This window comes from Sporosarcina sp. FSL K6-1540 (genome assembly GCF_038620285.1).
GTDB classification, from domain to species: Bacteria; Bacillota; Bacilli; order Bacillales_A; family Planococcaceae; genus Sporosarcina; species Sporosarcina psychrophila.
The window spans coordinates 408,957-421,751 of record NZ_CP152018.1; the positions used below are offsets into that span (position 1 = coordinate 408,957).

At 38.1% G+C, this 12,795-nt stretch carries 14 protein-coding genes, 1 tRNA gene and 1 pseudogene; 3 read left to right on the forward strand and 13 right to left on the reverse strand.

Annotation, left to right across the window (positions count from 1 at the left end):
- Positions 1-7 precede the first annotated feature (7 nt).
- Both MKY15_RS01910 and MKY15_RS01915 read right to left on the reverse strand, forming a co-directional pair.
- Positions 8-1,396, reverse strand: coding sequence for an aldehyde dehydrogenase (locus MKY15_RS01910; RefSeq protein ID WP_340740475.1), 1,389 nt, complete (start codon positions 1,394-1,396; stop codon positions 8-10).
- Between the two features lie 80 nt (positions 1,397-1,476).
- Positions 1,477-2,415, reverse strand: coding sequence for a Gfo/Idh/MocA family oxidoreductase (locus tag MKY15_RS01915; RefSeq protein WP_187045495.1), 939 nt, complete (start codon positions 2,413-2,415; stop codon positions 1,477-1,479).
- Between the two features lie 144 nt (positions 2,416-2,559).
- On the opposite strand from MKY15_RS01915, the gene MKY15_RS01920 reads away from it, so the two are divergent.
- Positions 2,560-2,703, forward strand: a complete 144-nt coding sequence (locus MKY15_RS01920) for a hypothetical protein (protein WP_187045496.1) — start codon at positions 2,560-2,562, stop codon at positions 2,701-2,703.
- A 192-nt stretch (positions 2,704-2,895) separates the two neighbouring features.
- On the opposite strand, the gene MKY15_RS01925 is transcribed toward MKY15_RS01920, so the two are convergent.
- On the reverse strand, positions 2,896-3,741 hold the full coding sequence (locus MKY15_RS01925; protein WP_342539689.1) for a DNA-3-methyladenine glycosylase: 846 nt from the start codon (positions 3,739-3,741) through the stop codon (positions 2,896-2,898).
- Positions 3,742-3,880: 139 nt separating this feature from the next.
- Between MKY15_RS01925 and MKY15_RS01930 the strand changes: the two genes are divergently transcribed.
- Positions 3,881-3,953 (forward strand) — tRNA-Val (locus MKY15_RS01930).
- A 508-nt stretch (positions 3,954-4,461) separates the two neighbouring features.
- Here the strand turns inward: MKY15_RS01930 and MKY15_RS01935 are convergent.
- The 5 genes from MKY15_RS01935 to MKY15_RS01955 form a co-directional block, all read right to left on the reverse strand.
- Positions 4,462-5,454 (reverse strand): S-layer homology domain-containing protein, encoded by a 993-nt coding sequence (locus MKY15_RS01935; RefSeq protein WP_342538820.1) that lies wholly within the window; start codon positions 5,452-5,454, stop codon positions 4,462-4,464.
- Positions 5,455-5,634: 180 nt separating this feature from the next.
- Complete coding sequence (locus MKY15_RS01940) at positions 5,635-6,027, reverse strand: RDD family protein (RefSeq protein ID WP_187045498.1); 393 nt, start codon at positions 6,025-6,027, stop codon at positions 5,635-5,637.
- A gap of 239 nt (positions 6,028-6,266) precedes the next feature.
- Positions 6,267-6,950, reverse strand: a complete 684-nt coding sequence (locus MKY15_RS01945; RefSeq protein ID WP_342538821.1) for a hypothetical protein — start codon at positions 6,948-6,950, stop codon at positions 6,267-6,269.
- A 2-nt stretch (positions 6,951-6,952) separates the two neighbouring features.
- Positions 6,953-7,501, reverse strand: coding sequence for a zf-HC2 domain-containing protein (locus MKY15_RS01950; RefSeq protein WP_342538822.1), 549 nt, complete (start codon positions 7,499-7,501; stop codon positions 6,953-6,955).
- Positions 7,498-7,992: an RNA polymerase sigma factor gene (locus tag MKY15_RS01955; RefSeq protein WP_067211747.1), complete on the reverse strand. Its 495-nt coding sequence runs from the start codon at positions 7,990-7,992 to the stop codon at positions 7,498-7,500. Before MKY15_RS01955 ends, MKY15_RS01950 begins: the two co-directional genes overlap by 4 nt.
- A 741-nt stretch (positions 7,993-8,733) precedes the next feature.
- Here MKY15_RS01955 and MKY15_RS01960 point away from each other — a divergent pair.
- Positions 8,734-8,793: a hypothetical protein gene (locus tag MKY15_RS01960; protein ID WP_342539690.1), complete on the forward strand. Its 60-nt coding sequence runs from the start codon at positions 8,734-8,736 to the stop codon at positions 8,791-8,793.
- A 265-nt stretch (positions 8,794-9,058) separates the two neighbouring features.
- On the opposite strand, the gene MKY15_RS01965 is transcribed toward MKY15_RS01960, so the two are convergent.
- The 5 genes and pseudogenes from MKY15_RS01965 to MKY15_RS01985 form a co-directional block, all read right to left on the reverse strand.
- Positions 9,059-9,580: a hypothetical protein gene (locus tag MKY15_RS01965; RefSeq protein WP_342538823.1), complete on the reverse strand. Its 522-nt coding sequence runs from the start codon at positions 9,578-9,580 to the stop codon at positions 9,059-9,061.
- 145 nt (positions 9,581-9,725) lie between these two features.
- Entirely contained in the window at positions 9,726-9,926 is a 201-nt protein-coding gene (locus MKY15_RS01970) for a hypothetical protein (protein ID WP_342538824.1), read from the reverse strand.
- A gap of 147 nt (positions 9,927-10,073) precedes the next feature.
- Complete coding sequence (locus MKY15_RS01975) at positions 10,074-10,718, reverse strand: hypothetical protein (protein ID WP_342538825.1); 645 nt, start codon at positions 10,716-10,718, stop codon at positions 10,074-10,076.
- A 99-nt stretch (positions 10,719-10,817) separates the two neighbouring features.
- A complete protein-coding gene (locus MKY15_RS01980) occupies positions 10,818-11,084 on the reverse strand; it encodes a hypothetical protein (protein WP_342538826.1) in 267 nt (88 codons plus the stop codon).
- Between the two features lie 363 nt (positions 11,085-11,447).
- Positions 11,448-12,649 (reverse strand): annotated as a pseudogene (locus MKY15_RS01985) (IS110 family transposase).
- Positions 12,650-12,795: the final 146 nt, after the last annotated feature.

The following is a 12,795-nucleotide window of genomic DNA, read 5'->3' on the forward strand; positions in this document are numbered from 1 at the left end:
CCACCCATTAACGGATGAGCGGTTTTACTATTTTTAATTTATTGCCGTATGGCGGAAATGCAAGTGTCATTGGAATGGACGTACTTTTTTTCATCATGGATTTTGCATGTGTGAACGTATCGAAACTTGCTTTTCCATGGTATGCACTCATACCTGATGAACCGACTCCGCCAAACGGTAAATTAACGTTACCAACATGCGCAATTGTATCGTTAATACATCCCCCGCCAAACTGCACGTTTTCAATGAAATAATCCGCGGCTTGCCCGTTTTCAGTAAACATATACGCCGCGAGCGGTTTTGGCAATTTACGAATACTTTGAATCGCTTCACCGAGATTCTCATACGTCATAACCGGTAGGATTGGACCGAATATCTCCTCTTCCATTGAAGCACTATTCCATGAAATAGTATCAAGCACTGTCGGTTCAATGAATAAATCTGAGCGGTCAGAACCACCACCACTTATCACATGTGCACAGTCTTTATTGATGATGTCAACTAGACGATTGAAATGTTTGTCACTGATAATTCTACCGTAGTCCGGACTTTTTGAAACATCTTTCCCGTAAAATTTACGGATTGCAGTAAGCATTTCTTTGACAAGTTTCTCTTTGACAGAATCATGAACAAGTATATAATCCGGCGCGACACATGTCTGTCCTGTATTAACAAATTTCCCCCAGACAATGCGTTCAGCTGCTTTTTTAATATTGGCAGACTGGTCTACAAGGGCAGGACTTTTCCCGCCAAGTTCAAGCGTAATTGGTGTCAGCCGTTCAGCTGCTGCCTTCATAATAACTTTCCCAACTGCTACACTGCCTGTGAAAAATATATAATCGAAGGAAGCGTGGATGAGTGCGGAAGTTTCTTCACGCTCCCCTTCTACGACTCGGATATAGTCTGGCGAGAATGTTTCTTTCACTATTTTTTTAATAATATGTGCCGTGTGGGCAGCTACCTCGGACGGTTTGACAATTGCGCAATTTCCACCTGCAATCGCTCCAACAAGCGGTTCCATCACAAGTTGAAACGGATAGTTAAATGGACCAATGATTAATACGGATCCGTATGGTTCACGAACAATGAAACTTTTCGCAGGTTGTAGATGAACAGGTGTCTTCACCGTCTCATCCTCCATCCAGCCTTCAAGATGCTTAATCATGTAAGAAATGCTTGAAAGGACGAAACCGATTTCCGTCACATAAGACTCGAAAGGACTTTTACGCAGATCTTTATGTAACGCTTCCGTAATTTCAGCTTCATTCGCAACAATTGCGTCTTTCAATGTCAAAAGCATTTCTTTACGGAATGCAAAACTCCTTGTTTGGCCTGAAAAATAATATGCGTGTTGGGAAGCAATCATCGATTCCACGTCTTGTGCAGTAAAGTTCAACTTATTCCCTCCATCCCTTTATACCTTCAATCATAGTTAGAATTGTTGCGGGATGCAAAAGTTAGCACTTTATTCCATTATCAGGTCAAAAGGTGATCAATCAATTTTTGTATTTCAAGTCCTTCATCAAATGACACAAGTAGCGCAGTTTCACCGTTAGCTGCCGCAATGCACTCATCCGTAAGCGTTTTCACTGTATCGAAGGAAGTCAATATCTCAAAAGGACTGTCTTTTTGTGCCATGCTAAGTTCCGACCAATTGCGCAGTTTCAGAACACCTTCATCTCCATATACTGTATAGGACAGTTCTTCTTGTTGACCGATTCCCGAAACACCATTCAAGAAGACCGGAATGTCATCCGCGGTTTTTCCGATTGTAAGGACACTCGTTTCCGCAAGCGTTTCATCTTCAGGATAAACGGTTTGGTGGGAAGTAATCGCAAGTTGACCAAACATCCTGTACATAAGTTGAAGGTAATGCGGGAATACTTCTCGTGTAAAGCCGCCTTGTTTTCGCGAAGCGATCCACGGATTTTGTTGCCATAAACGTGGCCAATGCGGGAAATAAGTTTGTAGTTCAATTCGAATGATTTGACCAATTTCACCTTCATTAACAAGTTTCATCATATGACGAACGGACGAACTATACATGAGCGGAAAATGCATTGCCGTTTGAATTTTACTGTTCTCTGCAGCCGAAGCCATAACTAATCCATCTGTCACATCGTGTGCAAGTGGTTTTTCACAAAGCACATTCAAGCCTTTTGAAATCGCTGCCGTACTCAGCGCAGCATGCGATACGGGTGGAGTTCCAATATAGATCCAGTCAGGTTTCATCGCCAAAACCTCCTCATAAGAGGATGCCGCAAATAATCCGTATGTATCCGCCATTTCAGAAAGTCGTTCATCATTTTCATCAAACAAGGCAATAATTGTTGCAGATTCGTTATTGCGTAATTGATTGATGATTCGCTCGCCAACAATACCTGTACCAACGAGGGCAAATGTAGTTTTCTTCATAGAAATAACCCCTTTTCACGAATAATTGTATGAAAGGGAAAAGGATAGGTCTAACGATTCCTTTTCACCCTTTGACGTTTTGTATTATAGCATTGAAGGGAATAGAATGTTCAAATAACAAAGAATTTAAAGGAGGAAATGGACATGACAACAACTGATACTTGGTGGGAAACGATCTTTGAAGGAAATCTTTCATTGGGGATTAATAAAGAACGTCTTGTAGAACTTGAAGAAGAAAATTTCCTTTATTTTGATGAAGAGAAGCAACTACAGGTGCCTACACACTGATAATTATTGTAACTAACTTGTCAACGATACCAATTTCCAACGGACCATAAAAACAGCCTTTCCATGTATTTAAAATGGGAAAGCTGTTTTTTTATGTGTACGAATGGTGAGTTGATCTTTTGAGTGTGTGTTGTTTAGTTTTAGGCTTATGTTGTGCAGTTCTAGGCAAGCGTTGTTTAGTTTCCATATATGTCACTCAATACTGTGCCACAGATAATGTGCTGCATAACTTAAGTACGGTGACCACTCTGGAAAACGGGCAAGCATTTCATCTTGCGTGGGCTTACGATCCATCTTCCACACCTGCTTCAATGCGTTTTGCAAACCAATATCCGCCAGTGGGAATAAATTTGGACGTCCGAGCCCAGACATTAGGAAACCTTGTGCAGTCCAAGGTCCTACACCACGGTAAGCAACAAGTTTTGAAGTTACTTCATCGTCATCCATTTTCCTGAACTGCTCAAGGTCAAGCGTCCCCTCTGCAATCGATTGCGACAAGCCAATGACATATTCAGCCTTACGCGTGCTAAACTGCAGGTCTCGAAGTACTGAGACGTCAAGCGACGCAATACGCTCAGGGGATGGATAACGCCAGACGTCATCGACCATCTCCCCAAATGATTCTACAAAACGTTGCGTCAACGTATGTGAGAACGACAAATTGAGCTGCTGGTGAATGATGCTTTTCATTAGTGTTCCATATAATGAAAAACTTTTAACAAGCGGGGTTCCTTCATACTCAAGAAATAGCGGCCTAAGATCTGTTCCCGCAAAATGTAACCCGATTGCATCCAACGGTTTATCAAAATGAAAGATTGATTTAACCGTTTCAATTTGACTATCATCAATTGCATTTCCCACTATAAATGCAGGTAGTTGTTTCGTGCCTGTACTTTGCAACATGATATTATTTCCCTCTTCCATAGGAATGCGCACTATGCGGCTTTGCAAATCCACAGAATTCACCGGGTCCCCTGCCAACCGAATAATTGCCCGATCGAAATCATAGACATAAGGCAATGAAAATTGAACGTCGATAAGAAACACCCCCTTTTTTTACAGCATTCTAGTGTCTATTATACTCTTTTTTAAAAAACTTTTCCTAAAGGTGTTGACTTCTATTACAGACCCGCTATAATAATAAATGTGCAGTAAGCAGAAACACAATTTAATTCCCGGTTCCGTAGCTCAGCTGGGAGAGCACTACCTCGACAAGGTAGGGGTCGCTGGTTCGAGCCCAGTCGGGACCATTGGGTGCCAAACCCGAAGAAAACCTTTAGGAACAAAGGTTTTTCCATAAAAAAGACGTTCAGGCCTTGTGCTTGGAGGTCTTTTTTTCTTTGGATTTTTACACCTAATGTCCGCCATTTGTCCGCAGCTTCAGGAAGATTCTCAATCCTTTCCATTAGTAAATAAGCAACAGTAAAAGATTAATGAGTAAAATAGGCTCGGTTCCACTAAAATAGGAACCGAGCTATTTTTAATTAAACCCACCAACAACTCTTGTGTTGCCACATACACTCTGCACATAACTCTTCATTCCAAATTGCCATGATTCCGACTGCTTCGCAGTGTGTCATAGGCATAGCATCATCATAAGCTAGAATTTCACAATTTCATCTTCGTTATAAATATAAAAACCTGTTGTTAAATCTTCACTTTTCATGCCTATCTCATTGAGTCTCTTTTCATCTGTTGAGAAAAACAGTTCTACCTAATTTATTGTAATTGTTTTGTTCTTAGAATCTACCACATTACCTACTTATTCTTTGAGACTTTCCTAATAAGCTCAAAATATGTGCCACCACCGGATATAATTAATGTATTATCATCTTTTATGAAGAATGTAGAAACATGGCCTTTTGAATCCGAAACATTAATTTCTGTAATAGGTGCTTTAAGACCTAAAAGATCAAAAGGGATACGATGTTTTTCTACGAAATCACTTGCTGGAATAATCGTTTCGGTGTAAATAGGATTGGTAGCCACCTTTACTATATCTGAAGGTTTATCTCCAAAACAACTTGCTTTATTAGCTGTAAAAGTTAAACTTTTCCCTAATAAACTTTCAGCATCCTCACTACTATAAGTACCTACTCCATAAGCTTGAACTTGATTAATAATCCACTCACCATAGTACGACTCTGAAGCACGGCGAAAAGCCGGATTCATCGCTCTCGCAAGAAATGCAGATATATGTGCTCTAGATAGACCCTCATTCGGTTTAAATGTACCATCCGGATAGCCCGAGGTTATATTGGCTGCTGCTAACTTCCTGACAGCAACATATGAAGTTAATCCTTTAGGAACATCTTTAAATTTTATATCTGCTTGATTGGTCAATTTAAAGGCATTTGCTATAAAGGCTGCCATATGACCTCTTGTTACTTGTTGTGTCGGTTTAAATGTACCGTCTGGATATCCATTAATAATTCCAGCCCTGACTGCTGAATTAATATAACCCGAAGAATGCCTACTCTCCGGTACGTCTTTAAACTTCGTTTTGGTTTTCTTTCCATCAAGTCCAATTGCCTTAGCAACCGTTATTGCAACTTCTTCTCGTGTGACTTTTTGATTAACTCCAAACTTTTCAGCAGGCTCAATAACCCCCTTTTCCAGTAGATACATAATTTCTGTGTAATTCGGATGGCTTTTAGGCACGTCTTTAAAACCAACATTGTTAGCCTTTGTCTGCGGAGCTAGTGAAAGCAATAATACGAATGTCAACAAAATAGATAATACTTTTCTCATGATAATCCTCCTAAATATATTTCCATAATTTATCGTAACATTAATAATTGGGTATGAACATAAAGTGTTCTGAATAATCTCGCTCAAAATAATGGGTGCTTTAGTTTAACAATCGGGATTTCGATGTGAATTGAAATTCCTTAGGTGCCCTGCTCTTGTAAACCATCCTTTTACTTCATGTTAAACCTCTCTAACAACCGTACCCGAAACCTGGTCATGAGGAAGAATTGCCCCATCTTGTACTTCAAACGCTTGCCGATTTTTTAAGTAATCAAGCGTACTCAAAGTATCTCGATAAGCCAACCGTTTAATGATTTGATTAGATGTTAGTTCTGAGCCATCTTGATTTTCTAGGGTTAGTCCCATTGTTTTATAACCGATTGTCTGACCATATTTACGCAGCTGTGCATATTCCAATGACCACATGACGACGAGAGTTGGTGTCACTAGAGCATGAAAAGCTTCATTTTTCACCTTTTTCCGCAAGAAATACTCAACACATGCTGTTACAGCCTTTGAAATTGCAAGGTCAATCAGAATCGCTTTTGTACGTTTTTTCGTAATGGATTTCATTAATATTCCCTCTTTTCTATTTTTTCTTAATGATACATATACGAATGGAAACGAGAAGAGTTTCATAGATAAGTGGGAAATATCGGGTGTAATGTCTACCAAAGTGATGTAGCATACAACCTTGCTGGTATATTTTTATTCAAGATCCTCAAAGGCTCTTTTTTATTGGTTTTGCTCCGAAGCGGAAAATCTTTCTTTCTCAACTATTCAAAATAAAACTGTATAAAGTATCTTCATTTTTAATTCACATCATCTATCGTCAGTTCTTGTTTTGGCGTAAAACTCACATAATCATAAATTTCTTCCCCGTCTACAATGCTGTGGTATCCGACTTCAGCCATATAATAATCAATGGATTCGCCGTTCAGCTGCTGTTGGATCGCCTTGCTCTGCTGCAGCATTTGCTCTTTGGTCAAGTCGCCTTTTTCAATTTCCGTCATAATGAGCATGGGCTTTGGTGTTTTCAGCTGGGGCGTCCATTCCGCGACTTCGTTGCTGTATACTTCTACATCTGTGGACACTCCATTGATTTCTGGAACTCTTTTCTGTAGAAGCGCTAGAATATATTGCTCCGCCTCTGCATTTAATTTTTTTGAGGCCGCTTTGTCGATTTTGGATACGTGGATTGTATCGCCAAGAATTTCGTACGGTTCGAAAGCGGAGACATCGAACATATAGGTGGTTTCAACTCCTATCGGTTCCTTTTCCACTACTTTAAAACGAAAAGTGCCATCGATCCATCCATACTCTGCCGACCGCTTGATCTCATAGTCCATGTCCGGATAAGTTTGTTCTAAAAACGCTTCCAGGCTCTCTTTTGCCCTGTTTTTCTCAATTGGATTTCCGCTCATTTGTATGTAAGCGAACACGACGGCGGCAATTAATAAAATTGCAATTACACTGTATATTATTTTCTTTTTCATGATTAATTTTCCTCCATTATTTTAAGAATGCAAAAGCCGATGACAATTCCGATAAATGTAAACAGCAGGTGGACAATTAAGGAAAACAACGATAATTGAAGAGCTTCAGAAAAACTTTCAGCATAAAATTCCCCGAACCAATCTGTCATATATAGCAGGCAATTCCAAATGAAGTTCGGTACACCAGCGAGCAATACAGCAACGAGGACCGAACGATAAAACAGGTAGGTGACGGCCCCTAAAATGGCATAGGTCAGGATAAAGGTCTTGTTGTCATTCATAATGGTGGTGCTCATTGCTAATATAAAGGCAATGGCCACAAAGAAAATCTGTATCGTTGTCAAACGCACGGTTATTTTCCGGATCATTTTTTTAGAAGAACTCCCCGGCTTTACTTGTACAGGCAGCGGAATTTGTGACTGTTCTGCGATATGGCGGCATTTTGGGCAGCTTTGCAGATGCTCTTCAACAAATCGTTTGGTTTCCTCCTGCAATAACTCTTCTTCATATAAAGGCAATAAATCTTGTACAATGGCACATTCTTTATTCATAAAGTCACCTCCATCGCTTTTTGAATTCTTAATTTCAACCGGTGAAAAGTTACGCGTGCGTAGTTTTCCGATTTACCGATCAACACGCCGATTTCTGCAAAACTCAGCTCGCCGTATATGCGCAGTAATACAATTTCCCTCGCAGCATCCTCCATTTTCGAGATATGGTGCAACAGCATTTTTGTATCTTCATTGACTTCCGTTAACTCTTCTATTGACTGTATTTCAGCTTCCGGAATTATTGCGAGCTTTTCCATTAAGCTCTGTTGATATTTATTTTTGCGGTAATACTTTTTTAATAAGTTGTTGGCAATTGAGAACATCCACGTCGACAAGGTGGAATGGCCATTAAAAGATGCAATATTTTTACACGCTTCATAAAAGGTATCGTGACAGAGATCCTGAGAGGTCGCCCGATTTCCTGTCTTGGCATAAAAAAACGCATATATTTTCGGTTGGATCTCTTCATATTCATCTTCAAGCTTATTCATGACGGCCCTCACTCTCACTGTTCTTAGTATTAATACCTTGACCGCAAATTCCGTTACAACTTTTCAAAAAATATATATAAATTTTCCAAGGCAAAATGATTCTTGTTGTTATTTTGCTTACACGATTTTAATATCCACGATTTGCTAAGCTTAACCGACAAAGGCAAGTATCGATAATGAAAATGAGGAGATTCTTTATCATTTATGAAGTACGCTGAAGGCGGCCACCGCAAAAGAGACCGATTTTAAGCGGGAAATGACGAGGAAATACAAGGCTTTCGAACAACTCACTCGGAGTGAAATAAACAAGGTAGAAAGCTAGGTATGTAATTTTTATAGGGTACTCATTCATTCACGAATAATTTATTTGAAATTATTATTACTTTTATCTGTTACTAAAAGAAAAGAAGAAACCCTTTGGTAAGTTCCTTCTCTACCTATAACTCCTGAAGTATTCTTTCTCTTAAGAGACTATTTTGAACATGGGTAATTGAAGTTAATAATCTTCTAACTCTGTCTTTTTCCGTTTTCAGATATCGTCTTTACGCTACTCTCATGTATGGTGGATGATGATCGCCAACGAATCCGCACTGCACAACAAGAAGGAATTGCGATCGCTAAGCAACAAGGGAAGTATCGGGGGAGGGTAAGAAAAGATATCATACAGCTGCTACTGGAAAAGATAAAGTTATTTATGAACGGGTTGTCCAACTACTTTCTGAAAGTAAGAACATCGTAGATATACATCGTGAAGTTGGCATTTCGAGGAATACAATTTATACGATAAAAGCAGATTTATAATCTGTGGCATGATTTTAAAAATCAATCCAGGTAATTCAAAAGAGCATCCTTTCTAGAATGCTCGCATTAAACAATATACACTCTTGCCAATTCAACGGCTTCTATATTTATGATCCTAATAAATGACACCCTAGGAACCCATTCTCTTGTACCATCAATTTAGAGTGTCAGAACCTAAAGGTTATGACACTGCTATGGTGTAAAAAAAGCCGATAAAAGGATCGGCCTTCATGCTCAACTAACGCACCTGTTAGTTGAATAAGTATTAGGACTTGATATCTTTCAATTTCGCTAAAAACCCAGTTTGAAATCCTGCTTCAAATACTACACACTGAATTATTTTTAGGTCTTCAGAAAAGGCAAATAATCCTTTTAAATCTATAAAAGATAGTGGGGTAAATTCAGGTCTAGGTTTTACTTCCCATGACTGGACTTCACCTATGCAAAGAAAATCATCAGAATTTCGATACTCACTTTCTGAAAAATAAACTTCAAGAAAACCAATTGCTGAGGAATCTATGAAGTCAGTTTGAATCATCTTTTTTCCTTTTAAAACAGTCTGCTTATAATCAAAGGGGATTTTTAATGGAACAGGTTCCGATATGATTGTAATTAGCCTAGTTGAATAATCAGCGAGAATGGATATTACACCTCTAAAAATGTAATGGTACTGCTCAATGTCCTCGCACTTTATTTCGAAAATACTTATAGGCATTTCCTTTGCTTTAATACCTAAATTTACTTCCTCTTCATAGTCCTCGCTTACATTTATAAATGAGATTTCCACTATTTTATGTCCCTCAAAAAAACAAACTTCAACAGATAAATCCTTAGATTAACATCAGGATTTTACAAGCACTTCTTCAACTAAACTGCCCCGTTAGTTCAACTAGTTTTACTGAATTACTTTTTTCAAACCTATTTATCATCCACTATTTTTTATTAAATTCGTCTTCCAATTCCTTTTCAATCTCATCATCACTAACCGAAACAATTTCAGCACTAACCCCATACTTCGTTTTTATTAACTGACCAACCTCTGACCTATCAATCCCATCCTTTACTGCTGCAAAGATTACTACGTACAAAATTAATAATCCAACAATCCAAAGTAAAATAGTTCCCCATAACATTTATCTCTACCCCCAATTAATTATTTCTTTATAACCTTCTTTCACTAACCTGCCCTTTTAGTTGAATAAGATAAAAGAGCTGCCCAAGCACCCCCATGATCTTTAACTAAAGCAAGCGTTAGTTGAGTAATCTCAATCAACTACTTATTAAAATTCTCTACTCCACTCATCATCCTCCAGCCATACACCATTTTCAGCGACATAACCGACAATAACAGTACCCTGTTCCAGTTTGTCTTCACTTTTCAAAAAAGATATGAACTCATTAAAGAGTTTTTCATCTTCCTCTCTCTTTTTTCGGGGAATATTAAAACGAATAATAGGTGCAACGTTAAAATCTTTATAACTCCCTGGATTAGCAGATTCAATACCCAATTCTTCTCCTATTGTGTCATCATAAATGACGTCAAAGTCAGTGATTTCTCCGAAATTCCCTTTAATATAAGGGCGTATTTCATTTTCTAAATCACCTGCCCATTTATTAGCGGTGTAAGTGTCAACCATTTTATCTTTAGCTTCGCTATAGTAAACATAAAACGTTATATTATTTTTCTTATCCCGTACCTTGGCACCGTATTCAAAATTAAAGTGCTCCATAGAACCATGCAAAATGTCATATATCTCGAAGTTATCATTAAATTTATCTTCTAAATATTCCTCCGCTTGGATTTTTACCTTTTCTTCCTTTTCTTTATCTGGCTTCATACTCTGAAGAAAAGAAAATACAAGTATAGCTATTCCTAATATAATCACTCCGACAACAATAAGTGTAACTTTTAAAAATTTGTTCACAAATTCCCCTCTTTCCCTTATAAATTCTCCATAAAAACGTAAGATCTTTATTGAAGTAATCTGCTTCGTTAGTATAATTATGTCATAAAATTAATTTCGTTAAATTCTACCGACGATTGCATAGAGAAATGCAATAAATAAAACACCTAATGAAATGGAAAGTAACGAGATATACTTCATAAACCCTTTTTCTTTCTTAAAGAAAGAAACGATACCAAGTATTATGCCTGTTAAATAGACACCAAATCCAATGAATATTCCCCACCAACCCAAAATAGTAATATTAATCGGTGGAAAAGCCATATATGCAACAAAAATTCCAACGACAACTAAAATGATGGAATACTTACTAAACTTCCTTTCCATTTTTTCGCCCCATTCTATTCCATCTATTTCTTCACACTATTTAGTCTTTTCCTTATTGAACTAACCTGCCCCTTTAGTTGAATAATAAATTGGAATAGCTTCATGGAATCAAACCTGAACAGGCTTGTATGCACTTAGACACCAAGTTGACATAACCCCAGTTCACGGCAGTAGTTACCTTCATTACGCAATAAGAAAAGCCACCCTGTGAAGGCAGCCGATTGTTCAACTAAACCAGCTAATAGGATGTCAATATTTTTCTCTAAAATAATTATTAACCCTATGTTATACTATTTTGAGCATGCCAAACAGCCCTCCAAAAACCTTTTGGAAGATTTTCTCTCTCATTATTAAAACTGTTAATTAAGCTATATCAAGGAAAGATTCTTTTCTGTTTAATAATGCATAAATCCAATGAAGTAATTTATTAATACAGGCTACAATCGCTACTTTGGCAGGCTTTCCTTCTGACTTTTTCTTATCATAGAATTCTTTAAGCTTTTTGTTCCTTGAACTTCTTATTCCACATAATACTGCTAGATACAAGGCGTGACGCAGTCTGCTTGAACCTCTTTTAGTAATACGGTTGGTTGTTGCTGTGAACTTTCCTGATGAGTAAACTCTGGGATCTACTCCTGCAAAGGCAACCAGTTTTTTCGGATGACTAAACCGATCGATTTCACCAATTTCGGAGATAATCGTTGCAGCGATTTTTTCTCCTATTCCAGGAATCGATTGGACAATCTTGTAGTCTTCTAGCTCATTTGCCAAGGTCACAATACGATTCTCTAAAATTGAAAGGTGTCCTTGGTACTGAAAAAGCATCTCAATATACATTTGAAGATTGATTAAGTGACTTTGATACACGACTTTTTGAAATGGATTTCGCATTGCGGCATCCATTATTTTTTTTGCCTTTTCTCTTGCCCATTGGACAGAACGACTAGGGCAGAACTCTGCAACACGCACGGCTATTTGACTTTCCCCAGCTGATAAGACGGCTTCTGAAGTCGGAAATTCCTCTAACATCAATAAAGAAACCTTTGAATATAGATCACCAAAAACCTTCCGATATTCAGGAAATACTTGATCTAAAATAGTATGAAACTGAAGTTTTGCTTCTACATACATATTCGTAACGATCTCCTGTTGTCTTGAAAGATTTCGAAGGTCTAAAAGCTGAAGCCCTCTGTTTTTATGAGGTTCAAAATCTTCTTTGTAATAAAGTACACACAACTGATACGCATCGATTGCGTCCGTTTTCACCTTTCTTAAACTGGACTTCTTAGCCTGATAAGAAATTATAGGGTTAAGCAAGATATATATAACATCATGTTCCTCCATGAATTGAACAACGGGGTATGATAATGACCAGTGGATTCTAGAATGACCATAGGCATTTGTCCTGTCATCTTTTCTATCTCTTTTAAAAATCCAATAAAGCGATGTAATTCCTCTCTGGTATGCTTCACAGAAAAGCTCTTTCCAAACGGTTTTGATTTATCTAAGAATGCCTGAACTTGGCTTTCTCCTTTTGCCACATCCAGGCCAACTACTGGATTCATTTTTATTCCTCCTCTAATTTCTACTTGCCAGTACCCCTAATCCTTCTTGTAGTGTCATAGCTTCGCTTGTTATACGAGATCTACGTCCCAACCAGCCTCAAACATGTTTCTACAAGTAGGGGGTGGACAGTTTACTTGACGGGATC